Annotated in this window: 23 protein-coding genes; 22 read left to right on the plus strand and 1 reads right to left on the minus strand. The window is 56.0% G+C overall.

What is annotated here, in order from left to right; translation table 11 throughout:
- Positions 1 to 52: 52 nt before the first annotated feature.
- The 11 genes from KQI82_RS07375 (at position 53) to KQI82_RS07425 (ending at position 10136) form a co-directional block, all read left to right on the plus strand.
- Positions 53 to 451: a helix-turn-helix domain-containing protein gene (locus tag KQI82_RS07375; RefSeq protein WP_024723002.1), complete on the plus strand. Its 399-nt coding sequence runs from the start codon at positions 53 to 55 to the stop codon at positions 449 to 451.
- Positions 448 to 1053: an ImmA/IrrE family metallo-endopeptidase gene (locus KQI82_RS07380; RefSeq protein ID WP_216632186.1), complete on the plus strand. Its 606-nt coding sequence runs from the start codon at positions 448 to 450 to the stop codon at positions 1051 to 1053. Before KQI82_RS07375 ends, KQI82_RS07380 begins: the two co-directional genes overlap by 4 nt.
- Positions 1054 to 1104: 51 nt before the next feature.
- A complete protein-coding gene (locus KQI82_RS07385) occupies positions 1105 to 1341 on the plus strand; it encodes a hypothetical protein (RefSeq protein ID WP_118623837.1) in 237 nt (78 codons plus the stop codon).
- A gap of 244 nt (positions 1342 to 1585) precedes the next feature.
- Positions 1586 to 2080 carry an ECF-type sigma factor gene (locus KQI82_RS07390; protein WP_216632187.1) on the plus strand — a complete coding sequence of 165 codons (495 nt, stop codon included), beginning with the start codon at positions 1586 to 1588 and terminating at the stop codon, positions 2078 to 2080.
- Positions 2081 to 2505: 425 nt separating this feature from the next.
- Positions 2506 to 4440, plus strand: a complete 1935-nt coding sequence (locus KQI82_RS07395; RefSeq protein ID WP_216632188.1) for an ATP-dependent DNA helicase — start codon at positions 2506 to 2508, stop codon at positions 4438 to 4440.
- Entirely contained in the window at positions 4437 to 4586 is a 150-nt protein-coding gene (locus tag KQI82_RS07400) for an SHOCT domain-containing protein (protein WP_165449874.1), read from the plus strand. The genes KQI82_RS07395 and KQI82_RS07400 overlap by 4 nt, the downstream gene beginning before the upstream one ends.
- A gap of 68 nt (positions 4587 to 4654) precedes the next feature.
- Positions 4655 to 6208, plus strand: coding sequence for a recombinase family protein (locus tag KQI82_RS07405; protein ID WP_216632189.1), 1554 nt, complete (start codon positions 4655 to 4657; stop codon positions 6206 to 6208).
- Positions 6205 to 7014 carry a recombinase family protein gene (locus tag KQI82_RS07410; RefSeq protein WP_216632190.1) on the plus strand — a complete coding sequence of 270 codons (810 nt, stop codon included), beginning with the start codon at positions 6205 to 6207 and terminating at the stop codon, positions 7012 to 7014. The genes KQI82_RS07405 and KQI82_RS07410 overlap by 4 nt, the downstream gene beginning before the upstream one ends.
- Positions 7015 to 7017: 3 nt before the next feature.
- Positions 7018 to 8661 carry a recombinase family protein gene (locus KQI82_RS07415; RefSeq protein ID WP_216632191.1) on the plus strand — a complete coding sequence of 548 codons (1644 nt, stop codon included), beginning with the start codon at positions 7018 to 7020 and terminating at the stop codon, positions 8659 to 8661.
- Between the two features lie 20 nt (positions 8662 to 8681).
- Positions 8682 to 9431 (plus strand): metallophosphoesterase family protein, encoded by a 750-nt coding sequence (locus KQI82_RS07420; protein ID WP_216632192.1) that lies wholly within the window; start codon positions 8682 to 8684, stop codon positions 9429 to 9431.
- A 396-nt stretch (positions 9432 to 9827) separates the two neighbouring features.
- Positions 9828 to 10136, plus strand: a complete 309-nt coding sequence (locus KQI82_RS07425) for a DUF6429 family protein (RefSeq protein ID WP_216632193.1) — start codon at positions 9828 to 9830, stop codon at positions 10134 to 10136.
- Positions 10137 to 10765: 629 nt separating this feature from the next.
- On the opposite strand, the gene KQI82_RS07430 is transcribed toward KQI82_RS07425, so the two are convergent.
- Positions 10766 to 12073 (minus strand): hypothetical protein, encoded by a 1308-nt coding sequence (locus tag KQI82_RS07430; protein ID WP_216632194.1) that lies wholly within the window; start codon positions 12071 to 12073, stop codon positions 10766 to 10768.
- A gap of 47 nt (positions 12074 to 12120) precedes the next feature.
- Here KQI82_RS07430 and KQI82_RS07435 point away from each other — a divergent pair, with 47 nt between their 5' ends.
- The 11 genes from KQI82_RS07435 to KQI82_RS07485 all read left to right on the plus strand — a co-directional run bounded on the left by KQI82_RS07435 (position 12121) and on the right by KQI82_RS07485 (position 21593).
- Positions 12121 to 12396 (plus strand): hypothetical protein, encoded by a 276-nt coding sequence (locus KQI82_RS07435; RefSeq protein WP_216632195.1) that lies wholly within the window; start codon positions 12121 to 12123, stop codon positions 12394 to 12396.
- Positions 12397 to 12460: 64 nt separating this feature from the next.
- Positions 12461 to 13900 (plus strand): amidohydrolase, encoded by a 1440-nt coding sequence (locus KQI82_RS07440; RefSeq protein WP_216632196.1) that lies wholly within the window; start codon positions 12461 to 12463, stop codon positions 13898 to 13900.
- Positions 13901 to 13946: 46 nt separating this feature from the next.
- The gene (locus KQI82_RS07445; RefSeq protein ID WP_216632197.1) at positions 13947 to 14681 is read left to right on the plus strand and encodes a DUF5058 family protein; all 735 of its coding nucleotides are present in this window, start codon (positions 13947 to 13949) and stop codon (positions 14679 to 14681) included.
- A 13-nt stretch (positions 14682 to 14694) separates the two neighbouring features.
- Positions 14695 to 15441, plus strand: a complete 747-nt coding sequence (locus KQI82_RS07450; RefSeq protein ID WP_216632198.1) for a hypothetical protein — start codon at positions 14695 to 14697, stop codon at positions 15439 to 15441.
- 94 nt (positions 15442 to 15535) lie between these two features.
- On the plus strand, positions 15536 to 16315 hold the full coding sequence (locus KQI82_RS07455; RefSeq protein WP_216632199.1) for a class I fructose-bisphosphate aldolase: 780 nt from the start codon (positions 15536 to 15538) through the stop codon (positions 16313 to 16315).
- A 14-nt stretch (positions 16316 to 16329) separates the two neighbouring features.
- Positions 16330 to 17475 carry an iron-containing alcohol dehydrogenase gene (locus KQI82_RS07460; RefSeq protein ID WP_216632200.1) on the plus strand — a complete coding sequence of 382 codons (1146 nt, stop codon included), beginning with the start codon at positions 16330 to 16332 and terminating at the stop codon, positions 17473 to 17475.
- A 20-nt stretch (positions 17476 to 17495) separates the two neighbouring features.
- The gene (locus KQI82_RS07465) at positions 17496 to 17930 is read left to right on the plus strand and encodes a PTS sugar transporter subunit IIA (RefSeq protein WP_216632201.1); all 435 of its coding nucleotides are present in this window, start codon (positions 17496 to 17498) and stop codon (positions 17928 to 17930) included.
- 18 nt (positions 17931 to 17948) lie between these two features.
- Complete coding sequence (locus tag KQI82_RS07470; protein WP_216632202.1) at positions 17949 to 19067, plus strand: 2-hydroxyacid dehydrogenase; 1119 nt, start codon at positions 17949 to 17951, stop codon at positions 19065 to 19067.
- Between the two features lie 24 nt (positions 19068 to 19091).
- Positions 19092 to 19580 carry a PTS sugar transporter subunit IIB gene (locus tag KQI82_RS07475; protein ID WP_216632203.1) on the plus strand — a complete coding sequence of 163 codons (489 nt, stop codon included), beginning with the start codon at positions 19092 to 19094 and terminating at the stop codon, positions 19578 to 19580.
- Between the two features lie 17 nt (positions 19581 to 19597).
- Complete coding sequence (locus KQI82_RS07480) at positions 19598 to 20389, plus strand: SDR family NAD(P)-dependent oxidoreductase (protein ID WP_216632204.1); 792 nt, start codon at positions 19598 to 19600, stop codon at positions 20387 to 20389.
- 10 nt (positions 20390 to 20399) lie between these two features.
- Positions 20400 to 21593, plus strand: a complete 1194-nt coding sequence (locus KQI82_RS07485; protein ID WP_216632205.1) for an MFS transporter — start codon at positions 20400 to 20402, stop codon at positions 21591 to 21593.
- Positions 21594 to 21599: the final 6 nt, after the last annotated feature.

Below are 21599 nucleotides of genomic sequence, written 5' to 3' on the forward strand. Positions count from 1 at the left end.
ACTGGGGCTACAGTGTTTCCAGAGAAGAGAACACGGATAGGAGGTGAGTTACTTGGAACAGACATTCGGCAGCTTCGTTCGAGAGAAACGGCAATCTATCGGATTGTCCCTGCGCACACTGGCGGCAAAGCTGGACTTGTCGCCAGTCTATCTGAGCAACATTGAGAACGACCGCAGACCGGCGCCGACGCGCGCATATTTGGAACGGTTGGAGCAGGAACTGCATCTGAGCAAGGTGGAAACCGAGCAGATGCTGGATCTTGCCGCCAAGTCCCAGAATAACCGGGTATCCGCAGACCTGCCGGACTACATCATGGATCGGGAGATCGTCCGGGCCGCGCTCCGCACGGCAAAGGAGGCAGACGCCACAGACCAGGAGTGGCAGGAATTTATCGACCGGATTACCCAGCGCGCAAAGAAATCCAAAGAGGGCGGTGAAATAGACGCATGAAAAAAGCATATTACCGCGAACAGGCGCTGGAGCGGATCGCCCGCGATGTGATCACCGCCTATGACCCCAGACTTTATTACGGTTCCCCCGCAGCCATTCCCATTGAGGACATCATCGAGGCACAGGGGCTGGTGCTGGAGTATCAATATCTGCGGAATAATGGGCGGGTTTTGGGCGAGACAATCTTTGACGACGGTCTCACAGCGATCTATGACCGGGAAAACCACCGCTATGACCTTCTTCCCGTCAAGGGCGGCACCATCCTCATCGACTGCTCTCTCTGCGAAGAGGAAGCATCTACCGGGCGGCTACGCTTTACCTGCGCCCATGAGCTGGGGCACTGGCTGCTCCATAAGAAACAGTTCAGCGGGACCGGCGAAAACGCGGCGCTCCGTTCCGGCAATGAGAGCGACAACACATTGGAAGTGCAGGCGAACCTGCTGGGCTCTATCCTTCTGCTGCCGCTGCCGCAGGTCAAGCGCTGTTTCTATCAGCTGCGCTCCGGACGGACGAACCAACAGCTGGTGACGGATATGGCAGGTATCTTTCAGGTATCCAAACAGGCCATGCGCATTCGGTTGGAGAACCACAACCTGCTGTAAAAAATTTTCATGTACTGTTCTCAAAAAAGAGAACAGAGAAAGCGAGGCGCTATGTCAAAAACCAATTCCCTGCGCTGTCCGCTGTGCGGCAAGGGCCGTATCGCGGATATCCCCAGCGGTGCGGAACAGTCTCAGTACAGGCTATTTGCGCTGCACAGAGCGGAACACCCTGACCTGATCGCCAAATGCCCCAAGTGCGGCGAACAGATCGGCATCACGGTGCTGACACCGGATGCTCACCCCCTGATCCACACGCCCATCCCCTTTATGGGATATGTTCAGGCATAAATTAAAAATCCAATTGATATGACTTCGTCAAGCGCACCAGCCACCCATCATCGAATATGGGAACATTGAGTTAGGAGCCTTACAAGTAGCTTTTCAGCTATGTGTAAGGCTCTTTTTTTGCGCCTTTCTTCGGCTGAAAAGCGGAAAGGCACACAATGCGCAGACGCTGGCAGCCCTATATCGCTAAATATCCGTGACCCAATCTCAGACATTTCAAAAAAATCTGAGATTGGAGTCATGAATCATGAAAAAATGGCAGGAAGAACGCAACTACCGGCGCGTTCGAAGCGAAGCCGGTGAAGTGATCGCCAATATCATCACTGTAGACGGCATGGATGTAGAGGTGCCGGAAGATGTGTATCTGGCCTACTCCCAGGCAGACCGCCGTGAGCGCTACATCACGGAGGAACAGTCCTCCGGCAAGCTGCTCTCTCTGGAGCAGATGGAGGAAGATGCGCTTTTGCCGGACTATGTCGGAGCGGAAACGGCCCCCAGTGCTGAAACGGAGGCACTGGAGCGTGAAGAACTTCGGAATCTGGCAGAGCAGAAGCAGATCCTTTTGCTGGCGCTGCTGTCACTAAAGGATACCGACCGGGAACTCATCAACGCCCTGTTCTTCGACGGCGTGTCTACACGGGAATACGCCCAAAGAATGGGCGTCAGCCAGCGGGCGGTCATCAAGCGGAGAGACCGCATCCTGCGGGATCTCAAAAAGTTTTTTGAAAATTCCTCGAAATAAGGGTATTCACCGAACGCAATTTTCGGGAGGACAGTGAGGGGCTCCGAATCGCCCCTCGCTGTTCCTTGAAAATTGCATACCAGCAATACGGATAACCACCCGGACAGAAGAGCGATCCGCGCAGTGTGCGCCACGACCCGTGGGAAGCCTTGCAGCTTCCCACGGCGAGCGATTTTACCTGCGCGGGGGCGGCGTTGGCAGCGCCGCCCGCAGAGACGCTGTTCGGGCAGATAATGAGACACAATGCACTGGCCAGCATGAAGAGGCTGGGCTGCTCCGGGATTGAAAGCAGTAGAGATCCCGGAAATACGCCCGTGAAGGTCTTGCCGGACCTTGTCCGTATTGTTCCCTTTTCCCACCGGGGCGCGCGCTGCAAATACGGTGGAAACGAAAACAAAGCATGACAGAAAAGAGGAAATTATCGGATGAATACCAACGATAACAGGCTGAAAGCCCATAAACTGATCGACCATATTTTTCAGGACCTTCTTCCCGCCCACGGTATGGCACAGCGCCCGGAGCAGATCCAATTGAGCCACCGGATGCTGGACGCCATGCAGGACGGGAGGATCGCCCTGTGCGATGCCGGGACGGGCATTGGCAAGACCTACGCCTATCTGGCGGCTGCCACGGCAGCGTCTGCTTTCCCGACAGGGCAGATCGCCCGCCCCATCATCATTTCCACCTCCAGTATCGCGCTGCAAAACGCGGTGCTGACGGAGTATCTGCCGCTGCTGTCCTGTGTCCTAATGGCGGACGGGATTCTTACCAAGCCACTGAAAGCGGTCATCCGCAAAGGCAAAAGCCATTATGTCTGCGACGAGCGATTGGACAGGCGGCTGCGTCAGGTAAACCTTGCAAAGAAAAATCCGGAAGCGTTGGCAGCGCTCCGGACTCTTAAGGAAACGCTGGACATGGACGGCGTTTCCCATCTCAGCGGCTATGACCGGGAGCGTGTCTGCGTACCGCAGGTCTGTGACTGCAAACAGAGGGACTGCCGCTATCAGAGGTTTCTCAAAACCTGCGACAGAGGTCAATTCCTGTTTCAAATCTGCAATCATAATTTGCTGGTGGCAGACGCTATCCACCGCAGCGAGGGAAAACGCCCTATCTTCCCGGAGCACAGCATCATCATCGTGGATGAAGCCCATAAGCTCCCGGAAACCGCACAGCAGATGCTGGGTGTGACGTTGGCGGCCGAAGAGATACGAAACCTTATCCTTCAGCTAAAAGAGGAACGGTACTTACTGGCGGCAGAAATGCTGGAGGACAGCACCGGCCCTCTGCTACGCAAGCTGGCACAGCCCAGAGAGGAAGCGGAGCCGGTGGAAGCCTGTTTGCGATTGCTGACCGCGCCATCCTGCACACTGCCCATCATCCAGCGGCAGATCGGCAGCCTGCTCTCCCCGCTGGGAAGCCGCCAGCTGAATACGGTGCTGGACGCGGTCAAGCTGTTCACCAGTTCCCAGACAGATATGATTTTTTACACTGCCGAAGATGTCAGCACAGGCGGCGCCATGCTGTGCGCCGCAGCCGGTGATATCACGCAGCGAATAAAAAAGATCCTGTGGCAGCCGGATCAGGCGTTCGTTCTGACCTCCGGCACCATGGCGGTTGGCAGCGATTTCCGCCGTTTCAAAACGCAGGCAGGATTGGAGAAGGGACACCGTGTCATGGAATCCGTTTCTCCATCCCCCTTTGACTATCGGAACAACTGCCTGCTCTACCTTCCGCAAATCCCGCCCCGCCAGAGAGTGGAGGATACGGATGTGTACTTTAATGAGCTGACTGCCGAGCTCGTCGGACTCATCAAAGCAGCTTCCGGTCACGCGCTGGTGCTCTTTACCTCCTACGCAGCCATGTCGGCTGTGAAGGAGCGGCTGCGGGAGGAATCTCTCCCATTCCCATTGCTGACGCTGGGCCGTAACGCGCCCCACATCATTGAACAGTTCCGGCACACGCCGGGAGCGGTGCTGCTGGCCACCGGCGCGGCATGGGAGGGCTTTGATTTCCCCGGCGACTGTGTATCTCTGCTGATCATCCCACGCCTGCCTTTCGCCTACCCAGACGCACGAAAGGAACGGGAATTGGAGAAGTATTCTTCCCTTCACGCATTCATCCGTGAGGTAGCTGTACCGGAGATGCAGATCAAGCTGCGTCAGGGCTTTGGACGGGCCATCCGCACGGAGAGTGATACCTGCGTCATCGCCATTCTGGATGAACGGGCCTGCCGTGGGCGCAGATACGCCCAGGCTGTGAGTGAGGCATTGCCGGAAATGCGGAGGACCGGCAGCCTGCGGGAAGTGACAAGGTTTCTGCGGGAGAAAAAGCCGGAGAGCTATTTTGAGGTAGAAAGATGATCGACGCAAAGAAAGAATTGCAGTATCGGCTGGCAGTCAGGATGCTGGAGCATCTGGCGGAAATCGGCCTGCTGAGCGCGGAAGAACTGTCTTACGCCAAGAGACTGGCCAGAGAGAAATATTCCCCGCAGACTGTTTGGGAATAGTGCTGGATATTCTGCGGGTCATGTGGTAGCTTGTGTGTTGACAAAAAAGATACAGGGAAGTGAAAAACATGGCACAGGTAAAAATCATCGCGCCGCAGACGCGGGAAGCGGAACATCTGCGGGTGGCAGCCTACTGCCGGGTCAGTTCGGACTCCAAGGATCAGCTGCATTCCTACGCCGCCCAGATCCGCAATTATACGGAAGAGATCGCCCAGCATGACGGCTGGGAGCTGGTGGATGTGTATGCCGACGAAGGGCTGACCGGCACCCGGATGGATCAGCGGGATGACTTCAACCGCATGATGCGGGACTGCCGGAAGGGCAAGGTCGACCGCATTTTGGTGAAGTCCGTATCCCGCTTCGCCCGGAATACCAGAGACTGCCTGTCCGCCCTGCGGGAGTTATCCGCCATGGGCGTCAGCGTCCGGTTTGAAAAAGAAAATATCGACACGAAAACGCTCACCACCGAACTGATGGTGAGCGTTTCCGGTTCTCTTGCCCAGCAAGAATCCATCTCCATCTCCGCCAATCAGAAGATGAGCTATCAGCGGCGGATGGAGCGTGGGGAATTTATCACCTGCACCGCCCCTTACGGATACCGAATCGTAAATAAGAAAGACCTTGAGATCGTCCCGGAGGAAGCTGCCACGGTGCGCTGGATCTTCGACGCATACCTCAAGGGGCGCAGCTCCGGATGGATCGCGGAGCAGCTGACGGCGAAAGGCATCCCCTCCCAGTCCGGCGCGGAATGCTGGAGAGAAACGGGGATTCGATACCTGCTGACCAATGAAAAGTACATCGGAGACGCTCTGAGCCAGAAATCCTACAGCTGCGGCTTCCCCTTCGTGCAGAAACGAAATCACGGGGAACGCCTGCAATACTACACGGAGAACTCCCATCCAGCTATTATCGACCGGGACACCTTTGAGCGGGTGCAGGTACTGCTGCAAAAGAAAGCGCAGAAAGAGAAAAAGCGCAGAGAAAAAAGCCCCCTTGCCTTAAAAATCGTTTGCGGGAACTGCGGGACGGTGTTTCAGCGCCGAAGCAGCCAGAACGGATATGTGACCTGGGTCTGCCGAACCCACGACCGCCACGCCGCGGACTGCCCTGTAGGACGCATCCCGGAAACGGAGATCCATGCCGCCTTCCTGCGGATGTACCACAGGCTCAAAAGCAACGCGGACATCATTCTGGCCCCGGCCCTCCGGCAGCTGAACACACTGGACACGATCCTGCGGCAGAATCATCCGCAGGTGCTGGCCATCAACCGGGCCATCGCGGAAGCAACAGAAGAAAGCCATAAGATCAGCACTCTGCGGGCCAATGGCTTGCTGGACGCGGATATCTGCGCCGCCCGCATGAATGCCATCAGCGCCAGACTGGCGCAGCTTCGCGGAGAACGGCGCAGGCTGACAGAGAACGAAGTGATAGACGAAACGATGGATGCGCTCCGCAAGGTGGAGCAGACGCTTCTCAACGGACCGGAACGGCTGGACGGCTTCGATGAAGAGCTGTTCGAACATCTGGTGGAGAAGATCATTGCAGAGTCTCAAAACCGTATCCGCTTCCGGCTTTACGGAGGCTTGGAGCTGACAGAACAATGGGAGGTGGCGGCAAGATGATCAATCGCAAGGTGTTATACGGCTATCAGATCCAAAACGGCACGTTGGAAATCGTGCCGGAGGAGCAGCGGGCCGTCAGTATGGTCTTTACGCTCTATAACGCCGGGGCTTCCTATCAGGCCATCTCGGACGCCTTGAACCGGCAGGGTATTCCGTATTGCCGGGAAGTGCCGCTCTGGAACAAGCATAAGGTAAAGCGCCTTTTGGAAAATCCCCGTTACACCGGTAAGGAGGAATACCCCATACTGGTGGAAGCGGATATTTTCCAAGCGGCGCAGGAAAAGATGGCGGAAAAGAATGCCAGGAAGCAGTCCCACGGAGAGAAGCCTGCCATTGCGCGGTTGACTTCATACTTCCGCTGCACCTGCGGCGGGAAGATGACCCGGCTGGGCGGCGGCTGGCAGAATAGCGGCAAGCTGTATCTGAGATGCGAAGGCTGCGGGAATACCGCGGTCATGGACATGGAGACGACGGTAAACGGGATCGTCCGGCAGTTCCGGGACCATGAACAGCACAGCTGTACCGCCTACACGCCCTCTGCGGAGGTCATGCGGCTGGACAATGCCATCAACCGGGGGCTGGAGCAGCCAGACTCGCCGGAAGCGGTGATGGCGCTGATCCTGCAGGGTGCGGCAGCGCGGTATGCCTGCTGTCCAGAGCCGTCTGCCGAATCTGAGCCGTCAGATAGTCTGACAGAGGCGGATTGGAGACGCTTCCAACGAGCGGTTTCCCATATCACCATCTCACAGGATACCGAAGTAACTCTTATATTTACGGATAAAAAAGCGACAGGAAAGGACGAATGATCCATGGAAGCGACAGCAGCTACCTTAGAGCGGCGGGTTCGGGTGATCCCCGCAACCAGAAAACCGGAAGAACTGCACAGACACCATGACGGAAAAATGCGCGTAGCGGCCTACTGCCGCGTCTCGACGGACAGCGAAGAGCAGCTCAACAGCTATGAGGCGCAAAAGACCTACTACACCCAGAAGATCCAGGACAGCCCGGACTGGGAGATGGCAGGGGTCTATGCCGATGAGGGCATCTCCGGCACCAGCCTGAAAAAACGGACGCAGTTCAACAAGATGATCACCGCCTGCAAGCGGGGACACATCGACCTCATCATCACCAAGTCTCTCTCCCGCTTTGCCAGAAACACGGTGGATTGTCTGGATACGGTGCGGCTCCTGAAAGCAAACGGCATTGGGGTGTACTTCGAGAAGGAAAACATCAACACCCTCACGGAATCCAGCGAATTTCTCATTACTCTGTTCAGCGGCTTCGCCCAGGCGGAATCCGAGTCTCTCAGCAAGAATGTCGCGTGGGGAAAGCAGAAGAGCGCGGAGGCGGGAAAGGTCACCTTCCAGTACAAGAAGATGCTGGGATACCGGAAGGGGGCGGACGGACAGCCGGAGATCGTACCGGAGGAAGCGGAGATCATCCGCCGCATTTACCATAGGTATCTGGACGGCTGCACCCTGGGAAAGATCAAGCGGGAGCTGGAGGAGGACGGTGTTCCCACCGCACAGGGTGTAGAGCGCTGGTCTCCCTCCATCATCCACAATATCCTGACCAATGAAAAGTACATTGGAGACGCCCTGCTGCAGAAAACCTATGTGACGGACTGCATCAACAAAAAGGTCAAAAAGAACCGTGGTGAACGCACGATGTACTATGTGGAGAACAGCCATCCGGCCATTGTCTCAAGGGACCTGTTCAATCAGGTGCAGCAGGAGATGACGCGCCGGTCCAGCAAGCGGAAGGTGCTGCAAAAGAGCGGAAAAACGGAACTTGGAAAATACTCCGGTAAATACGCGCTGACAGAACTGTTGGTGTGCGGCGAGTGTGGCTCCCCCTACAAGCGGGTCACATGGGCCAGAAATGGGAAAAAGCGCATCGTGTGGCGCTGTGTCTCCCGGCTGGAGTTCGGTACAAAATACTGCCAGCACTCTCCGACACTGGATGAAGGCAAGCTGCACAGCGCCATCCTCGCGGCCATGAACGAGTACGCCGCCATCCGGCAGGAGGTCTGCCCCGATGTGCTGGCCATGGCGGAGGAAGCCAGGCAGGCGTTATCTCAGGCCGGTGCACGGCTGCTGCAGCTGAAGAAGCGTATGGATGCGGTGAGCCGGGAGCAAAGCGATGTGCTGGATCGGCTGCTCATCAACATGGCCGATACCGAGCTGAATGCCAGAATGAAAGCGCTGACGGATGAGAAGGAATCCCTTAAGGCGCAGATCGCAGACGCGCAGCAGGCAGAGGTCAATCTGGAGGAACAGGCTGCCAGACGCCGGCAGATGTGGGACAGTATCATGGAATGCGCCGCGGGCTACACGGAATTTGACAATGAGCTCGTCCGGCAGGTCATCCAAAAGATCACGGTGGAGGATGCGGAAACCATCCACATCCACTTCCGAGACTCGGATGTGGTGCTGGAACAGGAAGTAGAATGAATAGAAAAGGAAGAAAAGAAATGGCCATTTTTATAACCGGTGATACGCACGGTGATTTCAGCAGGCTCCTGCCTGCAGCATTCCATGAGCAACGTGACCTGACCAAAGAGGATTACCTCATCATCTGTGGAGACTTCGGCGGTGTCTGGGATGGCGGCGATGCGGAGCAGCAGTGGCTGGACTGGCTGGAGACCAGGTCCTTTACCACGCTGTTCGTCAGCGGAAACCATGAAAACTATGATCTGCTCCGCAACTATCCAATCAGCCAATGGCACGGCGGCTTGGTACAGGCCATACACCCCAGCGTCCTGCATCTGATGCGGGGCCAGCTTTATAACATCTGCGGAAAGCGGATATTTACCATGGGCGGCGCCAGCAGCCACGATATCCGGGACGGCATTCTGGAACCGGATAATCCGGACTATGAGCGAAAGCTGCGGCAGCTCAACGCCGCAGGCGCGCTGTTCCGCGTCAACCACAGGTCATGGTGGAAAGAGGAACTGCCCAGCGTGGATGAATACGAAACTGCAAGGAAAACGCTGAATCAGGCAGGGTGGGATGTAGATTACATCATTACCCATTGCTGCCCCAGCAGTGTCCAGGACACCTTCAGTAGAGGATTCTACCAGCGAGATGCGCTGACAGACTTCTTCGATGAGATTCAGGAACGCTGCCAGTTTAAATACTGGTTCTTCGGGCATTACCATGAGAACATGGTGGTGGAGAAGCGTTTCGTCATGCTGTATGAGCAGATCATCCGCTTAAAATGAGGTTAGAAGAGAACCGCTCCCGATGCGCGCAAATTTGAGCCGACAGTTGACAATCTCGAAAAAAGGCTTTATACTGAATACAGAAAAGGGCGCTACCGGCAAAACGGTCAGCCCCCAATAGTTATATCAAAAGATGTAACCGCTTGGATTAGGCCCCGGGCGGTTACTTCTTTTTATAAACCTGAACGAACAGGCTACAAATACCAATGATGACAAGGCAAAGTTGCAGAACTTCGGATGTACTCATTTGGGCAGCCCCCCTTTCTATAAGATCAGGGGGCAAGAAGCGCCCCTGACAATGCAGGGGGCTAACCGCTTGCCGTTTATCGGTAGCGCCGCATACAGGATAACACAGAAGTCGGCAAAACACAACAATATTATGGAGCGGGTATGGGAATGGACAATGAAAAAGCGCATATGTCAGAGCAGATTCAGGAACTGACACTGTTACTGATGTACCTGACTTCATGGCAGGAAAGCAGCACACCGGGACTTCGCAGGAAACCGCACAAGACTGATGATACGCTGCTGCGTCGATGCTGGAAGGGATATGATTTCTCGATTCTGGAGCGGTTGGAGGAACAGAATCTTATCTGCGGTGAAGGCGGTAAAAAACCGATTGTGTTTACAGCCGAAGGAGAACGGCTTGCCGTGGAACTCATGAAAAAGTATGGGTTTGGAGATTCTAAAGAGGAAGAAGTTTAACGGGGACCATTCCTTTCGCACACAAGGCTGCAAAACCGCAAAGACATTGCGGCGCAAGACTTTGACGGTGGTATCTTTTCTGTCGACACACGACAACTCAGAAACACCCCTTATGGCACGGGTCCCCGCCGTTGGCGAGGCCCTTAGCCGGACGGGGTGTTTTTTCGTGTTCGGAACGGACCCGCTGCGCTGGGCTCCCTCCCAAGAGGGACGGGGGACACGAACATCTTTTTCGCGCAGTAGTGGCACGTCGGAGCAAGCTTTGTATGGCTTGCTCCGATTTTTCATAAGTCAGAGCATGTTCACGCCGCAGCTCCGCGATTTTATGTTGGGAGCAGACTTGGCAGCATCTGTTCTGAATGACCATTATAGTTAGAAAAAGGCTGAAATCATTTGATTTCAGCTTTTTTCATATTTTTGAAAAATGAATGCCCCTCATTTTAAGATATTCAGAGAAATAGAACGCACCGCCGCGTCCTGCTTTTACATCCATGCTGTTTTACGGTGCTATGAAAGAGATGCCATCAACGAATTTCCTGCCGTACATAGGAAAAAGTGAGGCCCGGGCCGGACTTTTGACAGCCTGGCGGGCCGCCCATACAGGGGCGGCCCGTGTGATTTCAAGAGAACTATTTAAAGGCAAGAAACTCAAGAATGCGCGTCTGCATGGGCGTATAGATGGAATGGATGAGTTGCTTTCGATGGCCGTATTCCAAGGTGGCAATCTTGACCGGTCTCCACAGATCATAGGCGTCACGTGCCGTCAGATTCAAAGGCTCAAGCTTGACAGAGAGCTGCTGATCCAGAAAAAGACGCAGAAAGTGCAGCGTCACGATATCGTTTTGCAGTTTGGCGGGCGAAAAGCCGCTGCAGATATCCTGCAGGTCCTTGGGCAGAAAGACGCTGTAAAAGCAGTCGCGGATATCGTTCATGTCAGAGAAATAGTTGATGACCTCATGGGGAGGAAGCGCGTCGTTGCAAAGGAGAATTTCGCCGGAAAAGCTTGCATTTTGAGGCGAGTCGCCCGGCTTGAGCACAACAAGGGAAAAGTCGCCCACATGAATCATTCCGTAGGCAAGATCACCGTAGCGCTGCTTGCAGGGGAGGTCCATGACCTGTCGGAATTGGGCGGGGGGCAACAGTTTGCGCAGCTGCGGCCGGCTGATCTGCACAATAAAATGGGCGCGGTCCCAAACGGACAGCAGCTCCGGAAAGAAGCTTTCATAAAGATAGAGACCGGAGGGGTCCAGGGCGTCAAGCGTATTCTTTTTGCAGATGCGGCTGCTGAGCGGGAAGCTGTTTTTGTCGGTCATGAGGGAGACAAGAAGGTTCTCGTTGTCGTCGCGCCCCGTCTTTACATGCAGGAAATAGAAGCACTTGCGTTCGTCTGAGTTTTTCAGACAGTTGTAATTTGTCAGGATTCCGGGGTGGATATGGCTTGCATCCGGAAGCAAGAGAAAGGCCTCGCGTATCGAATCTGGCGTAACGTTTTCACTGTTGCGGATAAAATAGCGCTTTGAAAACTGCGCGCTGCTCATTTCCCCGAACTGGAAGGAGTAGTAGGAGAGAAGGTAGAAAAGAGCGTCGACGGAGGCGGCGGAAAGTCCTTTATATTTTGCATGATCCTCCAGAAAGCGGCGCAGGCTTGTGATTTCGAAGGCCTTGTTGAGCAGGTATATCTCTCCGTAAAGTTTGGCGTCAAGCAGTGAAAGCGTCTCCTCCGGCAGAAACAGATAGGATTCATCGGTGATCGAGGCGGCAAGGCGCTTGGCAAGAGCAAGCTCCACATTTTCCGCGCGCCCAAGGTTCGCAACCACAATCTGACGTGAGCCGTGCGGCGTATAGACCGTTTTCATCAGCTGATAATAGACCCGTTTCGCGCCTTTTTTCTGTACCGATGTCTGCTTGATCCACATAGGATGCCTGCCTTTCTCCATGTTCAGAGCCGGTGCGCATCAAAAGTTGCCACTATGTTGGCGCAGCGATGATTCGCCGCAAAAATATGACGGTTTTAGGTGTTTCAGAGGAAGAGAAAATGGTTGTCAAAATGGTTGCCACTATGTTGAAAACAGGGGGAAAAGAAAACAGTTGCACTCGATATTTTTACTTTTATAATAAAATTATAGCAAATATTTTGGCAGTTTCAACACAATATTTGCTTTGCAGAGGATGTATCTGCACATTATCACGATTTTTTCTTGCGCAAGAGGAGAAGATCAATCCGGTAAAATCAAAGCCTTGGTGCTTAATCTGCAGTTAAGACGGGGCGCTTGATTTCTGAGTGCGCTGCAATGCGGCGCAAATTGAAAGGAGAGAATGCGGTTATGGATTATTCTGCGATTCAGTCCGACGTACAAAGTACAGTCATAGATTGGGTCGAGCAGAACGAGCAGAAAATTATCGCTGTCAGCAGGCAGCTCTGGGAAAATCCTGAGCTGCAGTATGAAGAGGTGGAATCTGCGAGGCTGCTCAGCGGCTGGCTGGAGGAAAACGGGTTCACGCTGGAACGCGGGGTTGCCGATATCCCGACGGCGTTTGTTGCGACCTATACCACGGGCGAGGGCCCGGTGATCGGCATCTTGGGCGAATATGACGCGCTGCCCGGCGTCGGCGTTGAGATCGCGCCCGTACATAAGCCCACCGGAAAAAATGGACACGCCTGCGGACACAACCTGTACGGCGCCGGCAGCAGCGCCGCCGCCATTGCGCTGAAGCAGGCCATGGACGCAAACGGGATCAGGGGTACGGTCAAGATGTTCGGCTGTCCGGCGGAGGAAGGCGGCGGCGCAAAGGTCTTTATGACGCGCGACGGAGTGTTTGACGGACTCGACGCTGTGATCACGTGGCACCCCGCGAATGCCAGCATCTGCACGCAGGCCTCATCTCTGGCGATTTACTCCGTTAGGTTTCGTTTTCACGGCAGGGCGGCTCACGCCGGTGTGACGCCCCATCTGGGAAGAAGCGCGCTGGATGCTGCGATTCTGATGGATGTCGGCGTGCAGTTCCTGCGTGAGCATATGCCGGTGAGCAACCGGATCCACAGCGTGATCACCAACGGCGGCGTTGTACCCAATGTTGTCCCGGATTTTTCGGAGATATGGTATAACCTCCGCGCTCCGACGAGAGCGGACGTTGACGTGCTGCTTGAGCGCGTGACGAATATCGCCAGGGGCATGGCCCTGGCCACCGATACGACGGTGGAGGTCTGCAAGCAGAGCAGGGGATGCTCGTCAAACAACATCGCAAACGCCGTTCTCTCCGAGGTGGCGCTGGCCAATCTGAAGCGCGTCGGAGGCCCAAAGTTCACCAAGGAGGACTGGGAATTCGCCAAGGAGCTTAATGCCGGTGTGACCAGGCAGGAAAAGCTTGAGAATATGCGTATGATGTACAACATTACGGACGAGCATGCGGCGGATGACCTCTATGAGGGAGTCGGCGACGATATGCTCAAGGGCCAGACGGCCCCTTATTCCGGCGATTCCGGCGACGTGAGTTGGCAGATGCCGTATTGCCAGTACAGCATCGCCTGCCAGACGGTGGGGACGGGCAACCACAGCTGGCAGCAGACGGTGTGCGCGGGCAGCCACATCGGACAGGCCGGCATGCTCTGCGCGGCAAAGGCGCTGGCCTGCTCCGCGGCGGAGTTCATGGGCCGTCCCGGGCTGATCGCGGCGGCAAAGGCGGAGCACGCAAAGAAGACAGAAGCGTATCCCTACACCTCTCCGATCCCTGCTGATGCAAAGGCAACCGACATGTGCAAATAATTTCTGTGGGAAATAACTCATCCGATAGTGTATAGGAGGAAAAAAGATGCTTGAGCAAACCATGAAAATTGCAAACAGCCTTGAAATGTGGCTGTGCTGCGCACCGCTCATTCTGCTGATTTTCGTACAGGCGTATATTTTCTGGCGTCTGGGTATGAAGTACAAGAGGGAATTCAGCATTTCTCCCCAGGATGTCAGCCGTTCCATGCGCTCCGGCCTGATCTGCACGATCGGCCCGGCTCTTTCCGTGTTCATTGCCGGACTCGGCCTCATCACCGGTATCGGCGGCCCGCTTACGCTCTCCCGTCTGAGTGTTATCGGAAACTCCATGTATGAGAGCTTTGCCGCTCAGTTTGCGGCGCAGGCCGTGGGTACGACACTTGGCGCCGCCGACTTCTCCCCGCAGGCGTTCACGGCCTGTATCTTCGTGATGAACCTTGGCGGCATCGCAATGCTGGTGCTCCCGACGATCTTTGTCCGCCCCGTCTCCATGGCGACAACCAAGGCGGCCAAGAGCGGAAACAGCCTGGTTATGCGCGTGCTTGGCATCAGCGCCGCCCTTGGTTCCTTTGGATATACCTCTTTGAACTATTTCGGCGGCTCCCAGAAGACCCTGCTCACTGAGCTTCAGCCCAAGTATGTCGTCTCTGTTATGCTGGGCGCGGCATCTATGGCGGCGTTTTCCATCCTTGCAAAAAAGAAGAACATCAAGTGGCTCAGAGAGTGGTCGCTGGCGTTCTCTCTCATTGTGGGCGCCGTCGCAACAGTTTTCGTAGGTTAAGGAGGAGCGAATCATGGAGAACAATATTGAAAAAACCGATGTGACGCAGGAAACCTTTGAGACCGCCTCCAAGGCGTATTACAAATCCGTCCATTTCTGGGGGCAGCTCACACTGATCCTTGGCATGGTCTTCAGTACATTCGGAGCGATTTACTTCGGCTTTATCAAAGGCTACTTCCCGGGCTGGACGCCTATTATCACCGCGTTTATGGCGATCTTCGGCGTCATGGGACACGTCTTTTTGGACCTGCCGAGCCTCATCACGGACGTACTGCTGATGGGTCCCGCCGCGAAATACATGGCGTCTTTGACCGGCAACGTGCAGAATATGCGCCTGCCGAGCGCGCTTGGAGCCAAGGCCGCCGTGGACTGCGGCCTTGCCGGCGGCCCCAAGGAGCACGTCATCGCCTCCATTGGCGTCATCGCTTCCACAATCGTGAACACGGTCTTTCTGGTGATCATGGTCATCGTCGGCACGGTGCTCATCAGAATTCTTCCGGAGTCCTTCCAGGAGATTCTCACCTATATTCTTCCGGCCCTGTTCGGCGCCATCTTTGTCCAGTTCGCGCTTATGAATTGGAAGTGTGCGGTCACCGCGCTGGCCGTCAGTGTGCTGATCCTGACGGTTTTCTCCAATATCATCAGCGGCAACTATCAGGCGTTTATCGCCGTTGTTGCGACGATTGTGATCAACGTTTTCTTTGCCATGGCCAGCGAAAAAAAGAAAAAGGCCGCCGCGGGCGACGACACGCAGAAGTAAACATGTTCTTACTTCATGCCAAGCGGGTTTCTCCGCTTGGCATGAAGTAAAAAAAGAACGTCAAACTCAGGATAAGAAAAGGAGATAACAAACCATGAAAAGCAGATATTACAAGGTGTTTGGCTCAGACGACAGAACGCTGATCCTTGCGCTTGATCACGGCGGCGCGGGAAAGATCTGGCTTGACCCAGGCTATGCCATCGCGGCCTCTGTTGAGGGCGGCGTGGATGCGGTATTGACAAACTACGGCGTGATCAAAAAATTCCGCAGGGAGATCGGTCGCGCCGGCACGATTCTGCGCGGCGAGGTGTTCGGCACCGCCAAAAGCGAGGGGAATCTGTTCCTTGATTACGGCTGTGAGATTCCCTACACGGTTGAAGATGCGGTCCGCGTGGGCGCCGACGCCGTGATGACCATGGGGCTTACCGGCACCCGGTTTGATGCGCACAATATGCAGAATATCGCCCGCGTTTCCGCCCAGTGCGACCGCTACGGCCTGCTTTGCGGCGCCGAGATGCTCTATAAGACCGCAAAATCCGCTTCCGAGTACGATGCGGAGACGCTCAACACAATCTGCCGCGCAGCGGCCGAGATTGGCGCCGACTTTGTCAAGGGCACCTTTATCGACCCCGACGGCTTCAGGAAGGTTGTCAGCAACTGCTATGTTCCCATGGTTGTGCTGGGCGGCAGCAAAGTCGATAATGACCGTCAGGTGCTTGAGCAGGCCGCGGCGGCCCTTGATTGCGGCGCAAAGGGCATTGCCATCGGCCGCAACCTCTGGGGCCATAAAAATATTGCCGGTATGGCAGCTGCGCTGCGCAGGATCGTCCATGAAAACGCAACTGTTGACGAGGCGCTGCGCGAGCTGGGTTAAGCTGGAGGTTAAATATGTATCAGTCTTTCTATCTCCCAACCAAGATCATCTCCGGCTGGGGCAGTTTGCAGGAGCTTCCCGGAGAGGCGCTTAAGTGGGGCGGCAGGGCGCTTGTGGTGACAGACCCCGGAATCAGGAGCGCGGGGCTTCTGGAGAAGGTGGAGGCTGTGCTTGCAGCCGGCGGCGTAGCATGCACCGTCTACGCCGACGTGCAGGCAAACCCAACCATTCAGAACGCCGAGGATGCCGCGAAGCTTGCCAGAGAGAGCGGCGCACAGCTGCTCATCGCGGTCGGCGGAGGAAGCTCCATCGACACGGCCAAATCCGCCGCTGTCCTGCTCAATAACGGCGGCTCCCTTGCCGACTATGTGGGCTTTGACCGCTTTGCCAATCAGCCGGCGCCGGTGATTGCCATCCCGACCACGGCGGGAACCGGCAGCGAGGTGACACTCGTCGCCGTGATGGCGGACCCGGCGAGCCACCGCAAGTTTACAGTTGGCTCCACAAGGATGATGCCCAAAGTCGCGCTTCTTGATGCGGAATTGACAATGGGGCTTCCCGCTATGGTTACGGCCTACACCGGGATGGACGCGCTGACACACGCGATTGAGTCCTACACTTCAATCACGACGCAGCCGCTGACCGACGCGGTGAATCTGAGCACAATCACAAGTATCTTTGAGCATCTTCCCACCGCCGCCTTGCGCGGGGACAACAAGCAGGCAAGGGAGGCCATGCTCTATTCCTCCTGTATGGCCAGCATGACCTGCAACTCCACCTTCCTGGGCCTTGTCCATGCGATCGCATCACCCGTGTGCGCGGTGTGCGGCGCCGCGCACGGCATGGCCTGCGCGGTCCTGCTACCGGCCGTCATGGACTATAACCTGCCCGTCGCGCAGAAGAAGTACGCGAAGATCGCCCTGGCCATCGGCGCCGCCGACCGGAGTGAGAGCGAACGCGATCAGGCGGAGAAGGCCATTGGCGCCGTGCGCAGGCTGTCGGAGGAGATCGGCATCCCGCGGCGCCTGGGTCAGATCGGCGTAAAGGAAGAGCAGCTTGACCAGATCGCCGGGGCCGCCTGGAACTATCCGCAGGCGCTGTCGAATTGCCGGCGCGCCGCGAAGGCGGATGTGGAGGCGCTGCTCAGGGCAATCCTCTGAACCGAACGGAAAGAAGTTTTATGCGAATTGTATTTGATGAAAACAATATTCGCCCGGGGCTTTTGGGCGTTGTGCTGCTCAGCCACGGCACTCTGGCCGAAGGCCTGATGAGTGCTGCGTCGATTGTGTTCGGCGACATTGAGAATATGGCGGCCTTTTGTCTTGAGCCGGGCGACGACCTTGACGCGTTTCGCGATGCGTTTGCAAGGGCTGTCGGGGCGTTTGCGACCTGCGTCGTGCTTGTCGACATGAAGGGCGGCACGCCGTGCAACCTCCTTCTGCGCCATGCACGGGAAAACCACCTGAAACTCAATGCCGTAACGGGCGCGAACCTTTCCATGCTGCTTGAAATTCTGGGCATGAGAGATGATGCGGACCCGGAGGAGCTGTGCCGGGCCGCTGTTGAGGCGGCGCAGACGGGCGTTGTGGATCTGTCCGCTTATTTGAGAAAATGAAAGGAATGACGATCATTCATGATGAAAATTGCCTGCCTGCTCTCCAGGGGCGAGGGAGAGAAATACCATAACCAAATCAAGGCCGGGATCAGCAGATACATAGATAAGCTTGGCAGCTATGAGCTTGTCTACGACGAGTGGGGCGAGGCAATGAGCTATGATGCCTTCTCCAGGATACTTGCCGACATCGAGCACAAGGGACCCGAAGCCGTGGAGATCCCGGCGTCCTTTTTCGCGCGGCATGCGGATGCGGGCATTGTGATCGGAAGCTTCACCCCATTCACCGGCGAAAACATGTCGGAGCTTAAAAATGCCCACATTCTTGGCGTTATGCGCGCCGGACTTGAAAACATTCACATTGAGGACGCCACCAAGCGCGGCATCGCGGTCATCAATGCCATTGGCCGCAATGCCGATGCCGTATCCGATTATGCCATCGGCATGATGCTCTCCGAAGCCCGCAATATTGCAAGGTCCAATCACCAGATACGAAGCGGGGAGTGGAGCAAGAATTTTCCCAACAGCTCCTGCATTCCCGACATGCGCGGTAAGGTGATCGGCCTTTTTGGATTCGGCCAGGTCGGCAGCCGCGTTGCAAGGAAGCTCAGCGGCTTTGACGTCAGCGTGCTTGTCTGCGACCCCTATATCAAGCCCGGATTTGCCGAGGGATTCGGATGTCGGGTGGTGGATAAGGACACGCTCTTTCGCAAATCCGATTTTGTCAGCGTTCACGCAAGGCTGACGGCCGACACCTTCCACGTCATCGGGGAGGAGGAGTTTGGCAGAATGAAGCCGACGGCTTATTTCATCAACACCGCGCGCTCCGGTCTGGTGGACTATGACGCGCTCTGCCGCGCATTGGCGGAAAAGAAAATCGCCGGCGCTGCGATCGATGTGTTTGACGAGGAGCCTGTCGGCCCGGACAGCCCATTCCTCAGGCTTGACAACGTTACGCTTACCGCGCACCTGGCCGGGGCGACCAGGGACTCCAGCGCGAATACCATCCGCCTGGTCATTGACGGCATTTACAATATGATTGCCAACAGCGATTACTCCAGGGTGCTCAATCCGCAGGTCCTTGAAACGGAGGAGTTCAAGCGGTGGATCGAAGACGCAAGGAAGAATATGGGCATTTGAACATGTGAAAGGCAGGGAAGAGCCATGGGAGAGATTGCGATCAACCGCATCGATTACCGCATGGTACACGGCCAGGTCGCCGTGGGCATCATCAAGCGCTTTGGCATCACCTCCGTCTACGTTGTGGACGATGAAGTGGTCAAAGATGAGACCTTGATCGACATCATGACGTTCGGTATGCAGCCGGGTGTGAGTCTTCGCGTATGCACGGTGGAGGAATGCGTAAAGGCATATCAGGAAAACGGATTTGGCAAGGGAAAGCACCTGATTATCTTCCGGGAGATCGAGAGCGCAAGCCGCGCCTATCAAAAAGGCTACCGCTTTCAAAGCCTGAACATCGGCCAGAGTCAGCTGACAAGTGAGCGGATCCGCGTTCACAAATCCATCAGCATCAGCCGCGGGGAACTGGAAATGCTTGAGGAACTGGAGAAGGCGGGTGTAAAGGTCTATTTCCAGCCGCTGCCCGATGACAGCATGGCAACGGTCGCCGAGGTCGCGAAAAAATTTGAGTAAAAGAGTGACAAAATACTATGGATTTAGGGTTAAAAGATAAGGTCGTGATCGTCACCGGCGGTGCAAAGGGCGTAGGGGCCGGCATCTGCGAGGCTTTTGCCGAGGAGAAAGCAAAAATCGTGGTGGATTTCAGGTCCGATGCGGCGCAGGGAGAGGCCTTTGCCCGGAGCCTTCGAAGCTTTTATCAGGTCGAGGCTGTGGCGGTGCAGGCCGATGTGAGCAAGGAGGCCGATGTTGTCGCCCTTTTCAGCAAGGCCGTCGAGGCGTTCGGGACGGTGGATATCGTCATCAACAATGCGGCGACATGGACGCGGCACCTGCCCATCGAGGACTATTCCCCGCTGGACTATCAGCGCGCATCCGCTGCCAATGTTGAGTCCGTGATGCTCACAAGCCGTGAGCTTGTCAGGCTTGCAAAGAGCACGGGCAAAAAAGCCCACATCCTCAATGTGCTGACCAAGTCCGTTTTCTGGTCCAGCAGCATCAACAATTCGACCTATGTTGCGACAAAGGGAGCCGTCACGGCGCTGACAAGAAACCTGGCGCACGAGGTGGGAAAGGACGGCATTTTTGTAAATGCCATCGTTCCCGGCTATGTCTGGAACAGTACGATGGATCCTGACTCGGAGCGTTACAAGCGGACGCTTTCCTACATTCCGAACCGGACGATGGCCACGCCGCGGGAGATGGGTTGGGCCTGTGCTTTTTTGTGCTCCGAACGCGCGTCCCAGATCAACGGCGCGGTGCTTGACTGCTCCGGCGGTACAATGAACGGCCATGGGCCGGACGCGATCTGCCCCGAGACATAAGGAGAGAAAAATGAAGCTTAAAATCGGACAAAACAGATGGCTTGCCCTGGTCGCAGTCACACTCGCCTATTCCTTTGCATTTCTCACGCGATATATCTGGAGTCCGGTGATGGCGGATGCCGGTGCGGAATTTCAGCTGGACAGCGTGCAGATGGGACTTTACATGACGGCGTTTATGATCGGCTATCTTTTTATGCAGCTTCCCGGGGGCATTCTGGCGGATCGCCTGCAGCCAAAGTACCTTCTGATGGGTATGGTCTGCGTGGCGACGGTCTGTTCGGCTGTTTTCGCTTCCACCTCCTCCTATCCCGCGGGCTTGATCATCCGGGCAGTCGAGGGCGTCAGCTGCGGAGGCATCTATTCCTCCTGCTCGAAAATCGTCAGCGGTTATTTTCAGCAGAAGGACCGTGCGGTGGCAATGGGAATTCTGCTGGCCTCGCCGCCGTTGGGGATTCTGCTGGCCAATTCGCTTGGTGAACCGCTCAACGAGGCCCTTGGCTGGCGGGCGACGATCCGCATCATCGCCTATATCGGCATTGCGGTGACAGCGCTGCTGGCACTGAGCGTACGGACGCAGGACAAGCTTGGCGGCGGCGTGAGCGGGAGAGGCCTTCTTGAAGGGGCCGTGCTTTATTTCCGCGACTCCCAGCAGCTCCTCCTTGGCGTCGGTGGCATGCTTTCCATGTTCGCGTCCGTTGGCTTTGCCACATGGATGAACACCTATATGAAGGTGGAGCTGGGATACAGCGGCATTCTTGGCGGGGCGCTGCTGACGGTGTACAGTGTGGTGGGCATTGCCGCGACCTGCTGCTCCGGCGCGCTGGTGAAAAAGTTCGGCTGGGACCCAAGAAGGTTCATTATCGTTCTTTTCGCCTGCGGGGCGCTCTGCACAATTCTGTTCGGCATGCTCAAGGGCTACCCCGCGCTGATGGCCGTCGGCGTGGTGTACGGGATCGTGGTAAATCTGCCCTCCGCACATCTGGCGAATCTCTGTATTCAGCGCGCGCCGGAAAAGCACATCGGCAGCATGTGCGCGCTGGAAAATCTGATTTTCCAGTCCGGCGCGATGCTTCAGTCCTACATCATCGGCACAGCGGCAGACAGTCAGGGCGGCTACCATTGCATGTGGTGGATTTTTTCTGCGGCATGCGTGCTCTCCGTGCTCTTCATCTGCCTCTTTCAGCCAAAGAGGAACATATCATAAAGGAGT

The organism is Dysosmobacter acutus, assembly GCF_018919205.1.
GTDB lineage: Bacteria > Bacillota > Clostridia > Oscillospirales > Oscillospiraceae > Oscillibacter > Oscillibacter acutus.